Source organism: Marinobacter antarcticus, assembly GCF_900142385.1.
Classification (GTDB): Bacteria; Pseudomonadota; Gammaproteobacteria; order Pseudomonadales; family Oleiphilaceae; genus Marinobacter; species Marinobacter antarcticus.
Genome location: NZ_FRAQ01000002.1, coordinates 508,945 through 532,742, shown reverse-complemented (window position 1 = coordinate 532,742; position 23,798 = coordinate 508,945). Strand labels below are relative to the sequence as shown.

Below are 23,798 nucleotides of genomic sequence, written 5' to 3'. Positions count from 1 at the left end.
TCAGATCCAGAGCATGGCACCCATTTCCAGTGGGTGGGTGAGCGCATTGTGGTAGGGGTACATTCTTAACCGCAATGTTTGCAGCCCGGGGTATGACGGGCGAAGCTGAGCGGCGAACACGGTTTTGCCCTCTTCGTCGCCTTCTTTTTCGAGCAGGAAACAGTTTCGCTCCAAACCGTTGTGTGTTCCTGTACATTCCGGTGTAATGAGGCACTCCACGCGCACATCGTCTGCCGTCAAACCATTGAGCACGGCCTCCACTCTCAGCTCAACTGTCTCATCATAAGCACACCGGCACTCGACACACCCCTGAACATTCAGGGTAACGCCTGGCCACGCCTCGCGCACCCGTGCCTTCCAGTCTGCCAGCTCCGATGCGAGTTTTCCGTTGTCCGCCATCAATTGCTGTCCCTGGCGAGATGCAGGATGGTAATAATTGTTTACATAATCCATCACCATTCGCTCACTGTTGAATCTTGGCGTAATGGTTTTCATAGACGCTTTGGAGCGCTTCACCCAGCCTGCAGAATAACCTTGTGATGCCCGTGCGTAGTAAAGCGGAACCACCTCGTATTCCAGAAGATCCAGAAGATCCCGTGCTTCTTCCTCGTTGCGGAATTCCGGATCCAGCTCCGTATTGCGGGGCGCTATTCCCCAGCCATTATTGCCATCGAATCCTTCGCCCCACCAGCCATCCAGAACGCTGAGGTTAAGTGCGCCGTTAAGTGCCGCTTTTTCACCCGATGTGCCGCTGGCCTCTTTCGGGTACTCCGGCGTATTCAGCCACACGTCTACGCCACTCAGGAGCCGGCGAGCCATCGCCTGATCGTAATCCTCCAGCAATATCAGGTGCCCTATCAGAGATGGTCGCATGGACAGGTCGTGCAAAACCTTTATCAGCTGCTGCCCCGGTTTGTCTTTTGGGTGGGCCTTGCCGGCAAAAACCAGAACAACCGGTTGATCGGAATCGGTCACAATTCTCTCCAGCCGCTCAAGGTCAGAAAAAATCAGGGTGGCGCGCTTATAAGTGGCAAAGCGACGGGCAAAACCGATAACCAGCGGATCTTTATCGGATGACGTCACCTGTTTGACCATCCGGTCTGTTACCGAGCGACCAATGCCGTTACGACGGTGCTGACGTTTTAGCCTGCGAACCACAAAGTCACTCATCTGCTCTTTCAGCGCCTTGTGCACACTCCAGTAATGATAATCAGGGATCCTCTCCACAAACTCCCAAAACTCGGGGTTTTTCAGCTCACTCTTCCAGTTTGGGGCCTGAATATCGAACAGGCTCGACCATTCTGGCGCAAGAAACGTAGCCACGTGGACGCCATTGGTAATGTAGCCAAGGGGGTTCTCATCAGGTGGAATCTGGGGCCAAATGTCACCTTCCATCTTCGCGGCAACATCGCCGTGGATACGACTCACTCCGTTGTGAAAACGCGAGCCGCGCAGGCCGAGGCTGGTCATACTGAAAGTATCCTGGCCAGGTTTGGCACCCATGGCGAAAACCTTGTCGAAATCAAGTCCGGACTCTTCCAGCCAGGCGCCCAGTGCGTGTTGAACCAACGCGCGGTGGAACACATCATGACCAGCGGCAACCGGCGTGTGAGTCGTGAACAGCGTTGCCCCGGCCACTGCTTCCAGCGCAGCCTCAAAGCTCAAGCCATCGGCCATCACCCGGCGGCATCGCTCCAGTATCTGAAATGCCGCGTGGCCTTCGTTGATATGCCAGGCGGTCGGCACGAGATCCAGAGCCTGGAGCACACGGGTTCCTCCGATACCCAGCAGCATTTCCTGAAAAATCCGTGTGGACTCATCACCGCCATAGAGCTGAAGCGTCAGATTGCGGTCGTCTGCATTATTCTCTTCCGTATCCGAGTCAAGGAGATAGAGACGGATATGTCCTACCCGCGCTTCCCATACTCGCGCAACAATTGTGCGGCCGGGGAAGGGGACAGAGACCTGGAGCGCCTTGCCGTCCTTCTCTGCCAGCGTAATCGGTAGTTCATCGCTCGAGTGGGACTGATATCTCGCGATTTGCTGGCCCTGAGCACCAATGCTCTGGATAAAGTATCCCTGCCGGTACAGCAAGCCAACCGCCACAAAAGGAAGGCCCAGATCACTGGCGGCTTTACAGTGATCGCCCGCTAAAATTCCGAGGCCGCCGGAATAGATGGGGAAGCTCTCGTGAAACCCGAACTCAGCACAAAAATAAGCAACCAGAGACGTTTCCGGATTAAGCTTTTCAGTTACATCGGGTCCGGGCTCTGCGGCCAGATAAGCGTCGTAACTACTCAGAACCCGACGGTACTCTGCAAGAAACGCCCGATTCTCAATGGTTTCGTTGAGTCGTTCCTGAGCAACCCGGCGGAGAAACAGTTTCGGGTTGTGTTCCACCTTTTGCCAAAGACTGAGATCAATTCGGGCGAACAGGCCCCGAACGCCATGGTTCCAGCTGTAAAAAAGGTCATTTGCCAGTTCCTCCAGACGATCCAGTACTTCGGGAATTCTGGGCCGGGCTTCGAGACGGAATTCGGTTGCCTTATGCATACTGGTGATTACCTTGCAGACAATTGCACTCGTTAAGGAGGCTCGTTAATACGGCTGTTGATCGTCTCGTTCAGCCAGAATTTGCTGATAGAGATCACCATAACTTTTTGCTCTCAGCTGCCAGGAGTATTCACCAGACATGGCATTATGCTGCAGCCGCCGCCAAGCCTTCTGGTTTTTCCTGTAGCCAAGAGCTCTCTCAATAGCACTCAGAAATGATGTCGCAGTTGGCTCCTGAAAACAGAATCCATTTGCCTCATCGAGACCCGCATCAACAGGATCAAAAATCGTATCTCTAAGACCGCCAATCGAATGGACGATCGGCAAGGTGCCATAACGCAGGCTATACATCTGATTAAGGCCGCAGGGCTCGAATCTCGATGGCATCATGAAGAGATCACAACCTGCGGTAATGCGATGAGACAACACTTCGTCGTAGCCCAGAGTCAGAGAGACCTGATCAGGCCATTGGTTTGCCAGAGCTTTTAAGGGCTCTTCGTAGCGGCTTTCGCCAGAGCCCAGAAGCGCAAACTGACAACCCCGCTCCAGCAATGGACGCATAACGGCAACTAACCAGTCCAGCCCTTTCTGTTCCACCATGCGCCCGATAAAGCCCAACAGGGGTGCGTCACCTGTCTTCAGGGCCAATTGATCCTGTAGCCGGGCCTTGCAGAGCAATTTGTTTTCAAGGTGACCTGAGCCGTAGTGGAACTCAAGATATGGATCGTCTTCAGGATTCCATACGCCCGTATCAATTCCGTTAAGAATTCCAGACAATCGCTCGCGGCGGTGCCTGAGCAGTCCATCCAGACCATATCCATAATCTGGTGTCTGAATCTCGCGAGCATAGCGCGGGCTCACCGTGGTAATTCTGTCACTGAACACCAGACCACCTTTGATAAACGAAAGCTGGCCGTGAAATTCAAGTTCGTGCATATTCCAGAGCGAATCCGGCAAGCCCAGAGCACGGAATATTTCGTGGGGGAACAGACCCTGGTAGGCAAGATTGTGGACGGTGAATACCGTGCCTGGCCGGCTTCGATGATGCTCCAGAAAAACCGGAATCAGTCCCGTTTGCCAATCATTGCAATGCACGATATCAGGCACCCACTGGATGCCTGCCTGGCCAAGTGCAATCTGCGCTGCAACCCGGCAAAACAATTCGTAGCGCTGAGCGTTGTCCCACCAGTCTTCCCCCCTGCCGTTCTGATAAGGGTTCCCCGGGCGATCAAACAGAGCAGGGCAGTCAACCAGCCATAAGGTGACAGCACTTCCGGGCGGCCGGGTTTGCCAGAGACTCACGCTGTAGTCATCAACCTGAATGCGAGCTTTGCGCAACGCACTTCCTTTGCGTGCCGCTTCCATGGCTGCAGGGTAACCAGGCAGAAGGATATGCACATCGTATTCGAGACGACAAAGCGCTTCTGGCAGACTCGCCGACACATCGGCAAGCCCACCGGTTTTTACCAGAGGATAAAGTTCACTTGTGGCGAAAAGTATCCGAATCACTCGTCTGGTTCCTTTGCTACCGGATCCGCCCCCTTACTCAGCACAATCGCGCCCAGGGGAGGCAAAGTAAGCTCAACCGACCAGTCCCGTGTCATCCAGGGCTGATCGCAGGCTTGAACCGGAAAGGGGTTGCCAAGATTGCTGCCTCCGTAGTACTCGGAATCGGAGTTGAATATCTCACACCAAAGGCCACCGGATGGCACTCCAATCCGGTAATGATGGCGGGGAATGGGGGTAAAGTTCACCACAATAACCGTGGTCTCGCCCTCGGATTTGCGTACAAAACTGATCACCGACTGGGGCGAATCGTGGCAATCAATCCATTCAAAACCATGGGATTTATGGCTTTGCCCATAGAGAGATATTTCCCGGCGGTAAAGGCCATTCAGATCCTGCACCAGCCGCTTAAGCCCCTGGTGCTCTGGATATTGCAGCAGGCTCCAGTCAAGCTCCCGGGATTCGCTCCATTCGCGGCGCTGGCCAAACTCCCCCCCCATAAACAGCAGCTTTGCTCCCGGGTACGTGAACAGATAAGTAAAAAGCAGCCGTAACGAGGCTCGTTGCTGCCATTCATCACCAGGCATTTTGTTGATCAGGCTGCCCTTGCCATGCACAACCTCATCATGAGAAAGCGGCAGAAGGAAGTTTTCAGAAAAAGCATAGATCAGCCCGAACGTGAGCTTATCGTGATGGTATTGGCGGTAAACCGGATCCTGTTGCAGGTAATCCAGCGTGTCGTGCATCCAGCCCATGTTCCATTTCAGATTAAAACCGAGCCCGCCGGTTTCCGGTGGTCGGGTCACACCGGGCCAGGATGTAGATTCTTCTGCGCAGATCAAGGTTCCCGGAAACCGACTCTGGCAAACCTGGTTCAGCTCCCGTAGAAAATCAATAGCCTCCAGGTTTTCGTGACCACCATAGGCATTTGGTATCCACTCGCCATCTTTGCGGGAGTAATTGAGGTAAAGCATGGAGGCTACTGCGTCTACACGCAGCCCGTCGATATGGAAGGCATCCAGCCAGAAAAGGGCGCTGCCAATGAGGAAGTTCTTTACCTCGTTGCGCCCATAATTGTAGATCAGCGTACCCCAGTCCTGATGCCGGCCCTTGCGTGGATCTTCATGCTCGTAAAGTGCTGTACCGTCGAAAAGAGCGAGTGCGTGATCATCGGTAGGGAAGTGGCCGGGCACCCAGTCCAGAATGACACCTATGCTGTGACGGTGGCAGAGATCGATCAGATAGCGAAGGTCATCGGGGTTCCCGAACCGGCTCGTGGGGGCAAAGTATCCTGTGGTCTGGTAACCCCAGGATTCATCAAGCGGATGTTCCGTTACAGGCAATAACTCAACGTGTGTGAAGCCCATTTCCAGAACGTAGGGCACAAGTTGATCCGCAAATTCCCGATAGTTCAGCCACCGCCCGGAACCATGGTGACGCCAGGATGCGATATGAACTTCGTAAATCGAGATCGGCGAATGTTGCCAGCTCCAAAGCGCTCTGCGAGAGAGCCAGTCGCCATCAGTCCAGTCGAAATCCCCTGATTGTGTGACAACAGAAGCAGTCGAAGGCCGCAACTCAAACGCCTGGCCATAAGGATCGGTTTTGAGCAGATGCTGACCTGAAACGCTAGAAATAGAAAACTTGTAGAGAGCGCCAACCGCAACGTCGGGCACAAAAAGCGACCAGACCCCGGTGCCTTCGTGGAGCTCCATTGGATGAACACCGGGTTGCCAGTGGTTGAAATCGCCCACCACATCCACGCTTCTCGCGTTCGGAGCCCAGACCGCAAAGCCAACGCCATAACAATTTCCCTGCTGGCACAAATGAGCACCCAGCACGTTATAAATATGCCAATGACGGCCTTCCGAGAAGCTCCGGAGGTCAGAGTTGCTGAGGATAGGGCTTTGCATAACCACAAAGACTCCGTATGAAAGAGGCTTTGCCAGGAGCCATATACACAGCCCGCAGGCTTGTGCGAAATTTGCGCTAGGAATTCCTGACTGTGAACTACTATTATCAGAGTAGTCAAAATTGTCCCGGAATTCTTGGAATTCCACTGCACACAGCTAAACAAACATCTGAATATTTCAGGGTAACAGCAATGCAAACGGCCAAGCGCTACGTCAGTCGTCTGACCCGACACACCCTCGCCCTGGTTCTTGCCGGTGGACGGGGCTCCCGCCTTTATGACCTCACCAAATGGCGAGCAAAGCCCGCGGTTCCATTTGGTGGCAAATTCAGGATCATCGATTTTCCCCTTTCCAACTGCATTAACTCGGGAATCGGCCAGGTAGGAGTGATCACGCAGTACAAATCACACTCGCTGATGCGCCATATTCAGCGGGGGTGGGGGTTTATGCGCAGTGAGCTGGATGAGTTTGTCGAGCTGCTGCCGGCCCAGCAACGGATTGAGACATCCTGGTATGAGGGTACGGCTGACGCAGTATTGCAAAACCTAGACATCATTCGTGGCCACAAGCCCGAATATGTTCTGATCCTTGCCGGCGACCATGTCTATAAAATGGACTATGCCACCATGCTTGCAGCGCATGTTGAAAGCGGCGCTGATATCACCGTTGGCTGTATCGAGGTGCCCATCGACGAAGCTTGTGCATTCGGGGTGATGTCTGTTGACGACGAACTGCGCATCACTGAATTTGTCGAAAAACCCGAGCATCCGCGGCCAATGCCTGGGAGCCCGGGCAAGGCTCTGGCATCCATGGGTATCTATGTATTCAGCGCCGAGATTCTGTTTGATGAACTGACCACAGACCACGAACTACTGGATGGCAGTTCGTCCCACGATTTCGGTAGGGATATCATTCCGTCGGTTATCAAACGTCTCCGCGTTATGGCTTTTCCGTTCCGGGATCCGATACATAATAAGCCTGCCTACTGGCGGGATGTCGGAACCATTGATGCTCTGTGGCAGGCCAATCTTGAGCTGATCGGTGTGAGCCCTGAACTCAACCTTTATGACTCACACTGGCCGATCTGGACCTATCAGGAGCAGTTGCCCCCGGCAAAATTTGTTTTTGACGATGATGATCGCCGTGGAATGGCTGTTGATTCGATGGTCGCCGGTGGCTCTATTATATCCGGTTCCACAGTTCGTCATTCCCTTATTTTTTCGCAGGTTACCGTGCATTCTTACAGTGAGGTCTCATATTCTGTCATCTTCCCGGACGTGGAAATTGGCCGTCACTGTCATATTCGCAATGCCGTAATTGACCGAGGTTGCCGAATTCCGGATAACAGCCGGATCGGGTTTGATGAAACAGAAGACCGTAGCCGCTTCCACGTCTCTCCTAAAGGTATTGTTCTGGTGACCCCCGAAATGCTCGGACAGGATTATCCCCATGGTCTCTGACATCAGAATCCCCGTAGTTCTGTGCTGGCATATGCACCAACCCTGTTATCAGGACCTGAGTACCGGCGAGTTTCTGTTTCCCTGGGTGTATCTGCATAGCATCAAAGACTACAGCGACATGGCGGCCCACATTGAAAGCCAGCCAGCCGCCCGAGCTGTTGTGAACTTTGCACCGACACTGCTGGAACAGATCGAGACGTATTTACTACAGATTGAGCAATGGCGGTATGGGATAGGAGAGATTGGGGACCCTTTGCTGGCCGCACTGGTTTCCCAGGCACTGCCCGAAGCCGGTACGCCAGCCTTTATCGATCTTATGGAGAAATGCCTTAGAGCTAACCCAGAGCGCATTATCCAGCGCTATCCCGCATTCGCCAGGCTGGCCGAACTGGCAAGGCTCTATCGCAAAAAAACCGAGCTACAAGGCTATATGTCAGAGGCTTTTCTGGCCGATCTGCTGGTCTGGTATCATCTCGGTTGGATGGGTGAAACCATTCGCCTTGAAAATCAGTGCATAAAGAGCCTTCAGGAAAAAGGGCAAAAATTTACGCTTGAAGACCGCAGAGCGTTGCTGAATGTTATCTTCGAAGTGCTTGCCGGCATCGGGCCAAGGTACCGAAAACTCGCACACAATGGGCAGGTGGAGCTCTCTGTAAGCCCATACAGCCACCCGATGATCCCCTTACTTCTTGATCCGGAATCTGCAAGGGAAGCCTTGCCTGAGGTCATTTTGCCTATCCACGCCCGATACCCCGGTGGTGAACAAAGGGTTGACTGGCAACTCCAGCAAGCAAGAACCGTTTTCCAGCGTTTCTTCGGTATTGAACCGGTCGGATGCTGGGCCTCAGAGGGGGGCGTGAGCCAGAGCACTCTGAACTTTCTCGAGCGTCATGATTTCCGCTGGACCGCCAGCGGGGATTCCGTTCTTCAAAACAGCCTCGAGCGCGCAGCAAACCATTCGCCAGAAGTGAAGTGGCTTGAAGATTGTGGCATCCATCAGCCTTATACCTTCGGAGACTCCGGTACGACCGTTTTCTTCCGGGATGACGCACTTTCCGACCTGATCGGTTTCACCTATTCAGACTGGCACGCAAAAGACGCCGTCGCGGACCTGGTTTATCACATGGAAAACATCGCCAGTTCCGGCAAGCCAGAGACCGTCATTTCGATCATTATGGATGGTGAAAACGCCTGGGAATACTATCCCGAGAATGGATTTCATTTTCTCAGCGAACTCTATCGGGTTTTGGCGAATCATCCCCGGCTTAAACTCACTACCTTTCAAGACCTGACAGACGAGCCACCCGCCAAACCTTCCAACCTTCCATATCTGGTTGCCGGAAGCTGGATCTACGGCACGTTTTCAACGTGGATTGGCGATCCGGCCAAGAACCGTGCCTGGGATCTTCTTTGTGAGGCAAAAACCCATTACGATCAGGTGATGGCAGAAGGGGGACTTGGCACCGAACAAACAGAAACCGCGCAGAAGCAATTGGCTATTTGCGAAGGGTCTGACTGGTTCTGGTGGTTCGGAGATTACAATCCGACGCAGGTTGTCCGCGATTTTGAAGATCTCTACCGCCGACACCTGGTGAATCTGTATGAGCTCATTGGTTATCCTGCCCCCGCTTCGGTTTTCCTGCCATTCAGTCAAAACAGCCGCCTTAATGATCAGCAGGTCGAACGAAGCACTATGCGGCGAGGGCACGAGAAGGGCGGAGCTGCATGACACAACTGATCATGGATGATCTATTCAGTACCCGCCGGGCCGGGGTTTTGTTGCACCCCACTTGCCTGCAAAGCAGGTGGGGTGTGCTCGGTTCAAGTGCACGTCAATTTTTGGATTTTCTCGCCGACAGCGGTATGCATGTATGGCAAACATTGCCCATAGGCCCGACACACGGCGACTTGTCCCCGTATCAGTCTCTGAGTGCCCACGCAGGAAACACGCATTTTATCGATCTTGAAGAATTGATTCCTGATGGTCTGATTGCTGCTGATGAGCTCTCGGGCTCCGGAGATACGCAAACACGCGAGCAGATGCTCGGCATTGCCAGTCAACGGTTTTTTGAGCGCAAAAACAACGAGACCGAGCTGAACCAGGCGGACTACTTGCAATTCTGCCAGGCCAACGAGCATTGGCTTGGGGAATTTTCTCTGTTTTGCGCCATCAGAGAAGCACACCCCGGATCAGTCTGGCTTGAGTGGCCACAGGCACTTCGGGACAGGGCCCCACAGTCATTACGGCACTTTGCCGGGGAAAATCCGGAAACACTTCGCCGGATAAGGTTTGAGCAGTATTTGTTCCATCATCAGTGGCACAAAATACGTGAGTACGCGCGTGAGCGAGACATACTTCTGTTTGGAGATATTCCCATTTTCGTAGCCCAAGACAGCGCAGATGTCTGGGCAAACCGTGATCTGTTCAAACTCGACAGAGAGGGCAAGCCAACCGTTGTTGCCGGTGTCCCGCCGGACTATTTTTGCTCGGAGGGGCAACACTGGGGAAATCCGCTCTATGACTGGGACGTCATGTCTGAGAATGGGTTCCAGTGGTGGCTCGAAAGACTGAACAGCCAGAGCCAACTGTTTGATCTGATACGCATTGATCACTTCCGGGGGCTGCAGGCATATTGGGAAATTCCTGCCGACCGGCCGGAACCCCGGAATGGCTATTGGGTGCCTGGCCCCGCAGATCGCTTTCTTGAAGCCTGCTTCAACCGGTTCCCGGGCTTGCCACTGGTGGCGGAAAACCTGGGAGTCATCGGCGAAGATGTCGAACAATTGAGGAAACGGTTCGATATGCCTGGCATGACGGTTATGCAGTTCGGATTTGATGGCAGCCCGGACAACCCCCACCTTCTGCGCAATCATCAGCTCCGGAATCTGGTTTATACCGGCACCCATGATAACGACACAACCCTCGGCTGGTATCAAAGCCTGGACGAACATACCCGCTATAACGTGGATCAAGGCCTGAAGGGCTATGGTGACGACATGCCCTGGCCAGTCATCCGGGCCGTCTTTGACTCAGCGAGCGCCCTGGCCATGATTCCGATGCAGGATCTTCTGGGGCTGGGAACCGATGCCCGGTTCAACACCCCTGGTACCATTATTAACAACTGGGTTTGGCAGCTGGATCAGAATTTGTGTTCGCCAAAGCTCGCAAACAAAATCCGGATGCTTGCCTCGCATTACAACCGTCTTGCCTGATGCATTGTTCATTTTTTGACCGCAATCAATTTGTAGCATCAGTTAGTGATAGATACTGAGAAAACAATTGCCCGTTCAGGCCTTCTTTGGGTTCAAGGGGAATACATGGAACACAGACTCAGTAAACGCATACCTAGCAAGCTTAAGCTCCTGATATATAGACGCGGGATACCCATTGCAACCGGGCAAATCTGCGATGTTTCAAAGCGCGGGCTATTCATTGCGACCGACTACCTGGACATTCAACTGAACCAGACGTTGGAAATTGAATTCCAGGTTCCAGAAAAGTCAGAGAAAAGGTATGTCCGCCTTAAAGCTTATGTCGTGCGCAAGATTGATAAGGGTTTAGGACTGGATTTTGGCGAAGCAAATGGCGACTCTTTTGCTATTTCGTCACTCATGCACTATCTCGATAAGCACCAGATGCCCGGCCCTCATTTTTCTGCTCTGAAGCAGGGTTAACAAAATTTCTTTCACGTCTCACACAGGATCAGCTCTGTGACTCTGGCAGCCTATACACCGAGATCTTTGCCAGAGTCACTGGCGGGTCTGTTTTCACTTGCACTCGATCTACGCTGGAGCTGGCATCACGGCAGTGATGTGCTTTGGCGTGCGCTGGAGGCCGAAACCTGGGACAGCACGAAAAATGCCTGGCTGGTGCTCAACAGTGTTTCCGGCGAACGCATGGCAGAACTTGCAGAAGATCCCGAATTCCTCAGGCAATACCAGCAGCAAATCCAGGCCCACGATGAATTTATCCACGCTGGAACCTGGTATTCAAACGAGTGCTCCGGAAGTCTTGAAAACGGTATAGCCTATTTCTGTATGGAGTACGGACTCAGTGAGTGTCTGCCGCTATATAGCGGCGGGCTCGGCGTTCTGGCAGGTGATTTTCTCAAGGCATCCAGTGATCTGGGGGTGCCCGTTATTGCCGTTGGCCTGCTTTATCAGCAAGGCTACTTTCGCCAGGCCCTAAATCCCGACGGCGATCAACTCGAATTTTATCCCTACAACGATCCAACCATGCTTCCCGTTTCACCACTGAGAGACGAGGATGGTCAATGGCAGCGGGTAACGGTACCTTTTCCCGGGAGGGACATTCGGCTGCGAGCCTGGAAAGCTCAGGTCGGGCGCTGTCAACTGCTTTTGCTGGATAGTAACGACCCTCGTAACGAACCCGGAGACCGTGGTATCACCAGCGAGCTCTATAGCGGTGACCCAGAGAAGCGCTTGCAGCAGGAAATGGTTCTTGGCATCGGGGGCTGGCGACTGCTCAGACAGATAAATATTCAACCGACCATCTGCCACCTTAACGAGGGCCATTGTGCATTTGCACTCATTGAACGCGCACTGAGCTGGCAAGTTGATCACCAAGCCGATTTTGAAACTGCCCGCACTGCCAACCGGCCAACGAATCTGTTTACCACGCACACATCCGTGGCAGCGGGGTTCGATGTGTTTCCGGAACCCCTTATAAAACTGTATGCAGAACCTTGGCTATCGGGCACTCAGTTGACACCCCAACGCCTCTTGGCACTGGGGGGCCGCAATGTCACCAGCTCCGAATCACAACACACAGGTTCGCTGAACATGGCTTGGCTGGCCCTCAACATGAGCGGGCGTGTAAACGGTGTCAGCAGGATTCATCAAAAGGTAACGCAAGCCATTTTTCAGCCATTCTTTCCGCGCTGGCCCGCTGAAGACATCCCCGCAGGATACGTAACCAACGGTGTTCACACGCCCAGTTGGGATTCGCCGGAATCCGACGCTATCTGGACGCGGGCCTGTGGCAAAGACCGTTGGTGTAAGCCGCTGCTGCAAAGCTGCCCGATGACGGACATCTCCGATCAGGATCTCTGGGCTATGCGACTGGCCCAACGCTCACGGCTCATTCATTATCTTCGGCAACGATTGACCAGTCAGCATTGTGAGCACGATGCAGCCGCTAATTCAGAAAAAGAGCAGACAGCAGCCTGCGGCTTACTTCTCGATAATGAAACGCTAACTCTCGGTTTTGCAAGGCGTTTTACAGAATATAAACGCCCGGACCTTCTCCTCAAAGACGAAGAGCGCCTCGTGCGGATGCTCACTGACCGGGACCGACCACTACAGATCGTTCTAGCCGGTAAAGCTCATCCCCATGACAGCCGTGGTAAACAACTGATCAAACGCTGGAAACAGTTTTCCCGCCGGCCAGAGGTTCAGGGCAAAATTGTTTTCGTCGAAGACTACGATCTTGGCGTTGCCAGCCAACTGGTGCAGGGCGTTGACGTGTGGCTGAACTGCCCCAGACACCCCTGGGAAGCCTGTGGCACCAGCGGCATGAAAGTACTGGTGAATGGCGGTCTGAATCTCTCTCAATACGATGGCTGGTGGGCTGAAGCCTGGACTGACGAGGTGGGCTGGGCTATTCGCCCTGAAGCTTCATTTGAAGAGCTCGAAAATTCCGACAAGCACGATGAGGATGACGCACGGGAACTCTATGGGATTTTGGAACAACAGGTTATTCCCGAGTTCTATGAGTTAGATCATGATGGATTACCCAAGGAATGGATGAAACGAATGCGCGCAAGTATGGACCAGTTAACGGCGACATATTCGGCGAACCGGATGGTTCGGGAGTATGTAGAGGCCTTCTATCAGCCAATGGTAGCTCTGGGGCACCAACGGCAACCCGAAGTGGCAGGCGGAATTGTCCAGGAGTATCGTGAGATCGAAAAACACTGGCCAAAATTACGCTTCAGTGCAGTCAACATGCAGGAGTCGGAAGGCCTACAAACGTATACCGTAGACGCGTATCTGGATGGCATTCCCGAACCCCGAATTGCGGTTGAGTTAGTGGCGGAAGCATCGGAATATGGCCCACGGACTCTGGCTAAAATGGAAATGAAATTCGCGCGCAGTGGATCTGGCCATGGATTTGTCTACGAGTGCACTGTGCCGGCCAGGCCGGACGGGCATTACACACCAAGGCTGCGCCTGAAAGATGAACGCCTGAACCTGCCGTTGGAAAACCCTTCAATACTCTGGCTCCAATAGCATTACAGTTTCGCTGGCGTTGAGCTAGCTGCGCCAGAAGGCCGGTGAGAGCACAATTACAACACTCAGAATTTCCAGCCGCCCCATAAGCATACCGACTGCCAGGATCCACTTGGCGGGATCGGGCAGGGGGCCAAAGTTCCCCGCAGGGCCGATGATGTCACCCAAGCCGGGCCCGACGTTGGTCAATGCGGTAAGCGCACCGGACAAAGATGTTATGAAGTCCAGCTGCATAGCGGCCAGAGATACGGTGATCAGTAACAAGCACAGCAGGAAAATAAAGGTATAGGCAATCATCGAAGCGATAATATCGTCACTCACTGCCCGGCCATTGTAGTTACGGGACAGCACAGCTCGCGGGTGTAGCAACCGGATCATCTGCTCACGAAGCACAATCAGCGAAAGCTGAAAGCGGAAAATCTTCATGCCGCCTGAGGTAGAGCCGGAACACCCGCCGATAAACATCAGGAAGAAAAACAGTACAAACGCCAGAGGTCCCCAGGCCGAATAGTCCTCTGAAGCGTAACCGGTTGTCGTAACCACAGACGTGACATTAAACAGCGTCGCAACGTAATTATGTAGAGGGTTGAAAGGTACCGGAGACACAGCCCATCGGTAAAGCGTGAGAAGAGCAGGCACCACAAGCAGTATGGTTATAAACATCCGGACCTGCTGATCCCTGAACAGCACCCAACGCTGGCCGTGTAACTCCCTCACAAAAAGAAAGAACGGCAAGCTGCCGATGATCATGAAAAGTGAAGCTTCCATCAGTATCAGATCATTGAACTTGCCCATGGACAGATCCGAGGTAGAAAACCCCCCGGTAGCAATACTCGTTAACCCGTGGTTAAACGCATCGAACAATGTCATGCCCGACAGCCAGTATGTGACTACGGCAATAGTCGAGAACCCCAGATAGACAAAAAGCAGTCCCCGACTGAGAGTTTTCATTCTGGGAAGGGCTTTGTCTGTCCATTCCGAGGATTCAGTGGCAAACAGCCGCATACCGCCAACACGCAGGAACGGCAGTACCGCCACGAACATGCCGATAATCCCGATACCACCTATCCACTGCAGAATAGAACGCCAGAGAAGCAGATCTCTGTCCATGGTGTCCAGGCCGCTGAACACAGTCGCACCTGTTGTGGTAATACCGGAAGCTCCCTCAAAAAATGCATCCGCAGCTGAGATGCCATAGTCACTGAGGTAAAAGGGAAGGGCAGAGAGCAGAGCTATGATGAACCAGGAGGACACCGTAAGTACGAACATGTACCGTGGCTTTAGATCGCGGGGGTGGCGATAAGTGGATGCAATACCCAGCAGGCCAATGCCGAAGACAATGACTGCAGATTCGACAAACGGTACCGCATTCGGCGCTTCAGAGCCGAGCAGCAAAAATACCGGTAGTGTCATGAATATGCTTAACAGCACAAACATAACGCTTACAATAAAAACGACAGGGTAGAGGTTTCTCAATGGATGCCCGAGCTAGCTGAACCTAGAGACGGCGTCAGAATACCTGTGGGGGAACTCATCCGCAAGGCAACTGGCGGCCAGCGGTTTATTAAGCGGGCATTAAAACACCGTCAGTAAACGCGTAATCGCGGTGCTCGATGTAGAAAATTCGTGCGGATTGATGCAGTCTCAGTAACTGATAGCAATCCGACCGACGCGGGAACCCAACGTTTGAACCACCTCGCCCATCTCTTCCTTGCACCGAACTCGCCCGAAGCGCGAGTAGGCAGCCTTCTTGGGGATTTCACCCGGGGAGTGGATCTGGCCGCGCTCCCAGATTCCGTAAGGCTGGGTGTTCGCCACCACCTGGCGGTAGACAGTTTTACCGACAAACACCCCGATGTACTGGCAAGCAAGCGGCTTTTTTCCGCTCAGCGGCGCAGGTTTGCGGGTGTTGCTCTGGATATTCTGTATGACCACTTCCTTCTGCTCCATTGGAGCGAGTTTACCGATGCCGACCAGAACACCTTTATAAAAGACGTTTACACCGAACTGCAGGCTAACGAAGACCTGATGACGCCCGTTATGAGCAGAACGACACGGCACATGGTGTCTCACGACTGGTTTGGGTCGTACCGCGACCTCGACAACATCGGTTATGCGCTGGACAGGGTAGCCGCGCGTATCCGGTTTCAAAATTCGTTTGCGGGCATTATTGACGAAATACGGCCAGTTCACTCAGAACTTGAAGAACGTTTCCTATCATTTTTCCCGGATTTACAGGAATTTGCAGGAGGAATTGAATGAAGTTTGCGATCCCTTTTTTACTCGCTACAGCTCTCATCATACCAACAGCGGCATTCGCAGAAGCAGCGCCCAAAAGCGAAGCTTCGGCCCCCGAGACGCTCGGCTTCGTGGAGTGGATTGTGATGAACGATACTGGTCTGAGACTTAAAGCGCGATTGGATACCGGTGCAAAAACCTCGTCGCTGCACGCAGTGAATGTAGAAGAGTTCAAGCAAGATGATCAGAAATGGGTCAAATTCCAGATTCCACTGGCGGACCACAAAGATCAACCCGCTGAAGGTGATATTGACCACGAAGAGATCATTCTTGAACTTGAGCGGCCGGTAGAGCGCACCGTCCTTATAAAACGTAAAGGCGCACCATCGCAGAGACGTTACGTCGTTATGATGGATTTCTGCATTGCTGGCACCAGCCACAAAACCCAGTTTTCACTGACGGATCGCGGTAACTTTTCATACCCAGTCCTGCTCGGGCGCCGGTTTATGCGGGACGACAACATACTAATTGACTCAGCAGACAGCTTTATCGCCAACAAGGAATGCGAGTACATGAGCCTGGAGGAGTTGGTCGAGCAGCATCAGGCAAAAGTCATCCAGGCTGACAATACGAAGTAATCAATGGGCGTGCTGTGCCAAAAAATCTCTGACCAGCTCCGTAACCACTGCTGGTTTATCTCTGTGAGGGACGTGCCCACACGCTCTCAACAGTTCCATCACACAAGGGCCGGCCGGCAGGGATGTGTATAGTTCCGGGTGCGCGACCGAGCCGAACTCGTCGTCCTCACCGTGAATGGCCAAAACAGGGCAGTTAACCCGGGCCAAGGTCTCATGCAAGGTCCAATGTTGAAAGTCTTCTGAAAGCCAGGTATCGGTCCAGGCTCGCAGAACCCAGGCCGCCTTTTCACCGTGATACTTTTTAAGCCGGTTTATCTGGCCGTCTTGCGCAAAAACCTGTTCTGCGTCCCGAATACCTTCCACCGTACGATCCTCAACAAACGCCTGGGCCGCTTCAGTAATGAGCGCAACACAGTGATCGGGGAACGTAGCCGCGCACACCGCCGCCATGGCCCCACCAACGCTGTGCCCAAAGGCGATAAAGTCTTCTATGCCAAGCTCTGCGCAGATTGCCGTGAACGGACCGTGCGCTTCGTTAATAATAAAGTCCGCTTCCAGTTTATCCGTCCGGGCATACGAGCGCCCAAACCCGGCCCGGTCGTACGCGATGACATGGCGACCAAGAGAAAACGCGAGATGTTCAGGAAAATCACGCCACAGCTCAACGCTTCCGAGAGAGTCATGAAAGAGCACGACAGGTGCGATGTCAGAAGAGCTGGAGCTTGCAGCAGGCGTCCAGCTCTTTACATAGAGGTTACCGGCAAAGGTAGAAACATAGCGTTCGTGGGTCGAGATCGAAGGCATTGGTCTTTGATTCCTGTCAGGAGCATATGATCAGAGAGCAAGATAGTTCAGGACTGACTGGGATGGAAGGAATGGATGGACTACCATGTATTCGGCTGAATCTGTCCTGATTATTTATGAGTACACTGATGTGTCATTTTTGAACCTTTCTTTGTTATCAGCTTTTATTCCAACCTTTTTTGTAGTCTCGATCACACCCGGTATGTGTATGACTCTGGCATTGTCGCTGGGTATAACCATAGGCGTGCGCCGCGCAATGTGGATGATGGCAGGGGAGTTGGTTGGCGTGGGCATAGTCGCGGCCACCTCCGCCGTAGGTGTCGCTACTTTTATGCTGCGTTATCCGACAGCGTTTGAGCTCTTCAAATACGCCGGTGGTGCCTATCTGATCTGGCTGGGAATTCAGATGTGGCGTTCCCGAGGCAAGATGGCTATGCCCGAAGATAACGCGGAACCAATTACAGCATCACGCTGGCAGTTGGCAGCCCAGGGCTTTATTACAGCGGTTGCCAACCCTAAAGGCTGGGCCTTTTTCGTCGTATTATTGCCACCGTTTATTGATAGCACGCTGCCTATAACGCCACAACTGAGTGCGTTGGTAATCATTATCCTCACGCTGGAGTTTATCTGCCTGCAACTATATGCCCACGGCGGTCGCACATTGCGCCGTGCGCTGAAAAAGGGGGGTAGTGTTCGCCTGGCCAACCGGATTTCCGGGAGCTTGATGATGCTGGTGGGGGTGTGGCTTGCATTTGGTTAGTGGTTTTTTGGTATTTTAAAGGCTCTCTTTAGCAAGAATGTCATTAGACTAGATGGACGGATTTATCGGTATCACAGTTGAATTCACGCAACCCATTCAACACCGTTATGCCTTCCAGCTGCATAGTCACTGATATTGTTCAGTGTGATATGTGCGATAGCATTCAGTGCCTCGCGGGTGAAGAAGGCTTGATGCCCCGTAATAATAACGTTGGGAAAAGTCAGTAGACGGGCGAAGACATCATCCTGCAAAAGCATATTGGAGTTATCCTCAAAAAACAGATCTGCCTCTTCTTCATAGACATCCAGACCCAGATAGCCTAGTTGCCCTGACTTCAACGCATTGATCACAGCAGGAGTATCAATAAGCCCACCACGGCTGGTATTTATCAGCATGGCTCCGGGTTTCATCTGACCTATGGTCGCTGCGTTAATCAGGTGATGAGTCGCCGGAACCAACGGACAATGCAGGCTGATGATGTCTGACCGGGCAAAGAGTTGATCGTTTTCGACATAGTCAACAATACCCTCGAGATCCGGATTTTCATGAGGGTCGCTCGCAATAACCTGACACCCGAACCCGGTCATAATCCGCGCAAAAACCGCGCCGATCTTGCCGGAACCAGCCATCCCGACTGTTTTGCCGTAAAGGTCAAAACCGAGCAGGCCGCTGAGTGCGTAGTCGTTCTCGCGAACCCGATTATAGGCACGGTGCAGATTACGGTTAAGGCCGAGTATCAAAGCGACAGCATGCTCGGCCACCGCATGGGGAGAATACTCAGGTACTCGGGCGACCCTGATACCCGCAGCTTTGGCTGCCTCCAGATCGACATTGTTGAACCCGGCACAACGCATGGCAATTAAGCCGACCCCGCAATCGGCCAGAATACCGATAGTCTCACTATTCAGGGTGTCATTTACAAAGCAGCAAACCGCCTCAAAGCCACAGCACAAAATTGCCGTCTGGGGCGTCAGGTGAGGTTCGAAGTAGACCAGCTCGTGGCCACCGTGATTCGCCTGATTTGCCTGATTGGTCGGATCAAAATGTTCTCTGTCATAGGATTTGGCGGAAAACACTGCAACTTTCATAGTGAATGTCCATTTTGGGCAATAAGGTAACCCTATGCCTGCATGAATCAAATATAGACTGCGGCTTAAAAAGTCGGGGGTTTTTAGCAGTTAAACCAGTTTCACGATAAGGGATATAGAGTATTGCTGTGGAAGGAAATCAGGTGAGTGGCCAATACCAGATTGCCTGGTTTCCCGTTGGGAAACCAGGCGCACAAAGCCTAATCTTTAAACATAGAAATCCAGATCTTCCTGGGCTTTCAGCAGGTCCCGCATCTTGATGGGGTCGTCACCTGAGAAGAAGATCAGGCCCCAATGCGTTCCGAAGGCTGACCGGTCAGGCACTGTCTCTTCTGTCGGCGCGACCAGTTCGTGAGACTCGAAGTAGGGGTGATTAATCGTTTCACTGGGCATTTCCAGCTTACTAACCACACGACGTCTTGGATACACACCGAAGCAACCGGCGTAGCATTTCGCGTCGACCACTTCACGAGGGAAGAAGGCCGCGACTTCCTCTTTCGTGCTCTTGGGATCAAACACCAACATGGAAGCCTGGTACGCACTGAATCCGTAGGCCTTTTCAATAAGCTCAAAAGCCTTGAACCCGGGCGGACGATACGCAACTTCGCCAAAGTACATCTCGCCGTCAGCAGTAACGAAGTACTCGGGATGAATCATACCGAATTTGATATCGAAGGTTTTGATCAGCAGTTCGATCTGCTTGGTGATCGCGTTACGCCAGCTCTCGAGTTGCTCGGTAGCGGGCACGAACACCGAATAGCCCAGAGTTACATATTCAGAAATATTCAAAAACTGGATCTTGCCATCGTGGATCCAGGCTTCGACAGCGAACTCCCAGCCATCCAGATGACTTTCCATCAGCAGGGGGTATTCTTCCTGCGGAATGAGATCAATTTCTTCCATTTTGCGAATCATTCGATGGCCAAGGCAACCGGCCTTATCGAATGCTTTGACGTGAATAGGGTCGTCCGGGTCACCATCAAGTTTGAGCAGTGTCTGGTTGACGCGCTTCATGAAACGAACGATGTCTTCCTTCTCGTGCGCCTCCTCGAAAATCCCGACGCGAATACCGCCAAGCTGCGCACGGCGCTTCATCAGAGCCTTGTCGCGGAACAGAATAGACTGGCCGTACATCCGGGGGCTATCCATCAGGACCGAGTTGATGGCACCAGACCACTCGACGGTTTCCTCGAACAACGGTATGGCGACATCGACACCTTCTTCCTTCAGCCTTTTAGCAATATCCATGGAGCGATCATTGAGACGGATAAAATCCCATGGGATGAAAGGTATCTTGTTTGCAGTACAGAAATCCGCAGCCCAGTCAGGTGCAACCACGATATAGCGTCGATCAAACTTCTGCGCGGCCTTGATCGCATTGACGCTCCAGCCAAGCAGGGCGATGTATCCTTTGTTAGGATCTTTGGGCGTCTCGGTACCTTTAACCGAGTCCATGTCCGGATCGAGCCAGGCTGCTACCTCTGAGGGTAACTCTTTCTCAGATGTCATTGACATTCGATGTTCTCCTTGCTGGTTTGTCCAGAAAAAATGGGCTGAGTTTGAAGCGTAAAATGTAAACCGCCGTGTATAAAGAGCAGCTAGGCATTTTCGCTTGTGAGGGGATCGAGTGACCAGAAGCGAAGCGAGACACTTGAATTAGTAACGTTCTCCCTGCGCAGTTATATAAGGCCATTGGTTGCAACCCTCACCTTTAATATAGACGGTATGGTAACAAATTGAAACGAATGCGCCGGAATCGGTTGCTTCCGTAACGCCTTAAGAGCATCTTTGGGCGAGCCCGAGAAGCCCTTTGAGCAGGCAAGGAAAATAGTGTGACGATTACCAGTTTTACCAAAGATATTAATGCTTTAGTTGCAAGTTTTGACGAGGCGCTGGAACAGCTGGCGTTTGCCCGCCGGACCGTTCCGTTGGCGCGTAACACCGAGGTACTGAAGGCGGCACTTAGGGTTATGGAAGTTCCCGAAGGGCTGGACGCGCTGTACGCCCGAGTACCGTCTATGGAATCCAAGGGCGTATTTACCAATGGAGATTGGGGCCAACCAGCAATCCTGAGACCCGCGATCGCCGTGCGAACGCTACGCCAGGGAGCGCCGGACTACACCGCCATCGAAGCCCTGAGTGAGCTTCGCCTGCTTGCTGTGGCCATGGGTGATTATCGCCATCCCGGCATTTCAGCAGAGCAAGCCAGAAACTTTCTGGCTCAGGTGACGGCATTGAATCTGGACCTGCTGTCAGGCCAGATGAGCGAAGCGGACAGGGAGCGGCCGCAGGGGCTAGGGCAAATCGTCAATTCGCTCTATCAGTTCCTGCTCAGCAGGCTGGGGTACGAGAGTATTCTCGACAGCCTGGTGGATGAAGTACGCCGTTTGCTGGCACAGCGCCCGATACAAACAGGCAGCATCAAACAGATGGTCAGCCAGATTGCCAAATGCCTGTTTGATCCAAAAATCGAAACCTCGGGCATGGACAAAGCGGCGCGACTGGTCAGCGCTTTGTTCAGTCCAACTAAGGGCTGTCGCGATGACCCGGGCTTTGCAGTCTACAGCGAACGTCTGGCCGCCATGGACAATTCGGCACTGTCTGAAGAGGCGGAGGGCTTTGCCAAAGCAATGCATGAGACGGGCATGGTTTCCCCGTACCATCCCTTGCTGTTACGACACCTGCGGGGGCAAAGGGATGATTTGATACCTTTGGCATTGGGCCTGAGCATCACCGGCAACGATGTTCTCCAGTGTTACCGCCAGATCGTCCTTAAACTGATCGACGAGGTTGTACACCCGGAAACCTGTCAGGCTGTCTACGGCCTGGCGATGTTTCTTGAACGTGGCGGTTTGTTCACCCCTCCAGTGGCTTCGGGCCTGTGGAGGCAACTCGAACTGACTTTGTGTCCGGCAGTATCTGACAAACTGAGCGCTGTTTTCGGTGACGCACACCCTCCACGGGTGTATTTGCTCGCCGGTGTATTGAGTCTCCTGGGGCAACCACTGGGCGTTGGCCAAGGCAATAACCCGACTTGTCAGTCAGTCATCGGTCTTTCCATGTGGGCCTTCAACGATGCCGATTATCTGTTGCAACTGGTGGCCTGGGCAGCCCGTGATGACGATGTCATTATGCGTTTTGAGGGGCAGCAAATTACCTCACAACACCTGGAGGCAGGCCTTGCGAAAGAACCTCCAACCGATGTGGACCCGGTTTCATTGATTCTGGTGCCGCACCTTGACCGCGTTTATTGTGAGATGGGGCGCTTGTGCGGCGTGCGCGACGACGACCTGCACCGCTGGATAAACCCTGAGATGTATGGCTGGTGGGTAGGGCACGGATTTCTTAGTGTTATTAGTCAGGAGACAGGTAAAATCCATGACTATCAGTATTTTATACGCCATTTCTACGCCTGCTATCACCCATATTACAACGGCAATATACCCGTCATCCATCCACAACCAGCTGGTATCGCGGTCACCGACAGTGGAGGGCGCCTTGTTGGACGCCACGCCATAACACTCATCCGCGTCAACCTTGATCGCGATGGCGAGATTCGCATCTATTTTTTCAACCCCAACAATGACAGTGGCCAGGATTGGGGGCAGGGTATTAACTGCTCGACCCAGAGCCATGGAGAGCGCTATGGCGAAGCATCACTGCCGTTCGCCGAATTTGCCTCACGCTTGTGCGTATTTCATTACGACTCGAGGGAAGTGGGAGACATCTCGGTGGTTCCCGAAACAGACGTTGCACGCGCCATAGAGCTCGGCCGCGACAGTTGGGCTGCAAGTTATGAGTGAGGCGCGGACACCCATACCCAGATCCCTGAGGCCGACACTCAGAGCGTATTGCAAGCCACGCCTGGCACGCAGCATTGCGGAGATCCTGATAACCGCACTACCTTTTGTGTTGATCTGGTTTTTGATGTGGCTGGCTGTCAGTGCTGGATACTGGCCCGTGGCACTGGTGCTGGCCGTCCCTGCTGCGGGATTCCTGGTACGACTGTTCATGATCCAGCATGACTGCAGCCACAGGTCGTTTTTCCATTCGCGTCGCGCCAATGATTGGGCCGGCCGTATCATCGGTGTGCTTACCCTTACTCCCCATGATTTCTGGCGCCAAGCCCACAACCGCCACCATGCCAACTCCGGTAACCTGGACCGACCGCAAATTGGCGGACTCGACACCCTCACAGTCCGCGAATACCAGGACCTGCCGCGGTGGCAGCAATGGCGCTATCGCCTTTATCGCTACCTGTTCTTCGTCCAGCATCAGTTCGAGGCCACCTACTGGGGCGCGACGAACACTGGGACATGCATGACGCCGCGCTGCAGGGCAGCTCCAACTATATACTGCCGGATATCCTGCGCTGGTTCAGCGCCAACATTGGCGTGCACCATGTTCACCATCTAGCTAGCCGAATCCCTTCCTACCGCCTGCCCGAGGTGCTGGAGGACTACCCGGAACTTCAAACATTCAACCGGATCACGCTGCGCGAAAGCATCGGTTCAATACGCCTGGCGCTCTGGGACGAGGACAAAAGACGGCTGGTTTCCTTCACGGAGGCAACTGGGGGATAGGGA

17 protein-coding genes and 1 pseudogene are annotated in these 23,798 nt (G+C 53.2%); 11 read left to right on the top strand and 7 right to left on the bottom strand.

The window, feature by feature from the left end; translation table 11 throughout:
• From glgP (BUA49_RS13815) to glgB, 3 genes are read right to left on the bottom strand one after another with little or no spacing between them, the layout of a single operon-like run.
• On the bottom strand, positions 1–2,553 hold the full coding sequence (glgP, locus tag BUA49_RS13815) for an alpha-glucan family phosphorylase (protein WP_072798583.1): 2,553 nt from the start codon (positions 2,551–2,553) through the stop codon (positions 1–3).
• Positions 2,554–2,598: 45 nt separating this feature from the next.
• Positions 2,599–4,062 carry a glycogen synthase GlgA gene (gene glgA, locus BUA49_RS13810; protein ID WP_072798581.1) on the bottom strand — a complete coding sequence of 488 codons (1,464 nt, stop codon included), beginning with the start codon at positions 4,060–4,062 and terminating at the stop codon, positions 2,599–2,601.
• Complete coding sequence (gene glgB, locus BUA49_RS13805) at positions 4,059–5,972, bottom strand: 1,4-alpha-glucan branching protein GlgB (RefSeq protein WP_072798579.1); 1,914 nt, start codon at positions 5,970–5,972, stop codon at positions 4,059–4,061. Before glgB ends, glgA begins: the two co-directional genes overlap by 4 nt.
• A 191-nt stretch (positions 5,973–6,163) precedes the next feature.
• Here glgB and glgC point away from each other — a divergent pair, with 191 nt between their 5' ends.
• The 5 genes from glgC to glgP (BUA49_RS13780) all read left to right on the top strand — a co-directional run bounded on the left by glgC (position 6,164) and on the right by glgP (BUA49_RS13780) (position 13,684).
• The gene (gene glgC, locus BUA49_RS13800; protein WP_072798578.1) at positions 6,164–7,432 is read left to right on the top strand and encodes a glucose-1-phosphate adenylyltransferase; all 1,269 of its coding nucleotides are present in this window, start codon (positions 6,164–6,166) and stop codon (positions 7,430–7,432) included.
• Entirely contained in the window at positions 7,422–9,161 is a 1,740-nt protein-coding gene (locus BUA49_RS13795; RefSeq protein ID WP_072798576.1) for a glycoside hydrolase family 57 protein, read from the top strand. The genes glgC and BUA49_RS13795 overlap by 11 nt, the downstream gene beginning before the upstream one ends.
• Positions 9,158–10,645 (top strand): 4-alpha-glucanotransferase, encoded by a 1,488-nt coding sequence (malQ, locus tag BUA49_RS13790; protein ID WP_072798574.1) that lies wholly within the window; start codon positions 9,158–9,160, stop codon positions 10,643–10,645. The genes BUA49_RS13795 and malQ overlap by 4 nt, the downstream gene beginning before the upstream one ends.
• Before the next feature lie 105 nt (positions 10,646–10,750).
• On the top strand, positions 10,751–11,107 hold the full coding sequence (locus tag BUA49_RS13785) for a PilZ domain-containing protein (RefSeq protein WP_072798573.1): 357 nt from the start codon (positions 10,751–10,753) through the stop codon (positions 11,105–11,107).
• Between the two features lie 36 nt (positions 11,108–11,143).
• Positions 11,144–13,684: an alpha-glucan family phosphorylase gene (gene glgP / locus BUA49_RS13780; RefSeq protein ID WP_072798571.1), complete on the top strand. Its 2,541-nt coding sequence runs from the start codon at positions 11,144–11,146 to the stop codon at positions 13,682–13,684.
• A 24-nt stretch (positions 13,685–13,708) separates the two neighbouring features.
• Here glgP (BUA49_RS13780) and BUA49_RS13775 read toward each other — a convergent pair whose 3' ends face one another.
• Positions 13,709–15,121, bottom strand: coding sequence for a TrkH family potassium uptake protein (locus BUA49_RS13775; protein WP_072798570.1), 1,413 nt, complete (start codon positions 15,119–15,121; stop codon positions 13,709–13,711).
• A 249-nt stretch (positions 15,122–15,370) separates the two neighbouring features.
• Between BUA49_RS13775 and BUA49_RS13770 the strand changes: the two genes are divergently transcribed.
• Together BUA49_RS13770 and BUA49_RS13765 are read left to right on the top strand one after the other, a co-directional pair.
• Entirely contained in the window at positions 15,371–15,946 is a 576-nt protein-coding gene (locus tag BUA49_RS13770; protein ID WP_072798568.1) for an acyl carrier protein phosphodiesterase, read from the top strand.
• Positions 15,943–16,560 carry an ATP-dependent zinc protease family protein gene (locus BUA49_RS13765; RefSeq protein ID WP_072798567.1) on the top strand — a complete coding sequence of 206 codons (618 nt, stop codon included), beginning with the start codon at positions 15,943–15,945 and terminating at the stop codon, positions 16,558–16,560. The genes BUA49_RS13770 and BUA49_RS13765 overlap by 4 nt, the downstream gene beginning before the upstream one ends.
• Here BUA49_RS13765 and BUA49_RS13760 read toward each other — a convergent pair whose 3' ends face one another.
• The gene (locus BUA49_RS13760) at positions 16,561–17,364 is read right to left on the bottom strand and encodes an alpha/beta fold hydrolase (RefSeq protein WP_072798565.1); all 804 of its coding nucleotides are present in this window, start codon (positions 17,362–17,364) and stop codon (positions 16,561–16,563) included.
• A gap of 85 nt (positions 17,365–17,449) precedes the next feature.
• On the opposite strand from BUA49_RS13760, the gene BUA49_RS13755 reads away from it, so the two are divergent.
• Complete coding sequence (locus tag BUA49_RS13755; protein WP_228704496.1) at positions 17,450–18,124, top strand: LysE family translocator; 675 nt, start codon at positions 17,450–17,452, stop codon at positions 18,122–18,124.
• Between the two features lie 83 nt (positions 18,125–18,207).
• Here the strand turns inward: BUA49_RS13755 and BUA49_RS13750 are convergent, their stop codons facing one another.
• Positions 18,208–19,212 (bottom strand): 2-hydroxyacid dehydrogenase, encoded by a 1,005-nt coding sequence (locus BUA49_RS13750; protein WP_072798563.1) that lies wholly within the window; start codon positions 19,210–19,212, stop codon positions 18,208–18,210.
• A 207-nt stretch (positions 19,213–19,419) separates the two neighbouring features.
• Positions 19,420–20,727 carry an ATP-grasp domain-containing protein gene (locus BUA49_RS13745; protein ID WP_072798562.1) on the bottom strand — a complete coding sequence of 436 codons (1,308 nt, stop codon included), beginning with the start codon at positions 20,725–20,727 and terminating at the stop codon, positions 19,420–19,422.
• 317 nt (positions 20,728–21,044) lie between these two features.
• Here BUA49_RS13745 and BUA49_RS13740 point away from each other — a divergent pair, with 317 nt between their 5' ends.
• From BUA49_RS13740 to BUA49_RS18080, 3 genes and pseudogenes are all read left to right on the top strand, one after another.
• Complete coding sequence (locus tag BUA49_RS13740; protein WP_072798560.1) at positions 21,045–23,015, top strand: hypothetical protein; 1,971 nt, start codon at positions 21,045–21,047, stop codon at positions 23,013–23,015.
• Positions 23,008–23,433, top strand: a pseudogene (locus tag BUA49_RS18290) (fatty acid desaturase); the annotation flags it as partial. The gene BUA49_RS13740 and the pseudogene BUA49_RS18290, both read left to right, overlap by 8 nt.
• A gap of 11 nt (positions 23,434–23,444) precedes the next feature.
• On the top strand, positions 23,445–23,795 hold the full coding sequence (locus tag BUA49_RS18080) for a fatty acid desaturase (RefSeq protein ID WP_323807525.1): 351 nt from the start codon (positions 23,445–23,447) through the stop codon (positions 23,793–23,795).
• The last annotated feature ends 3 nt before the right edge of the window (positions 23,796–23,798 follow it).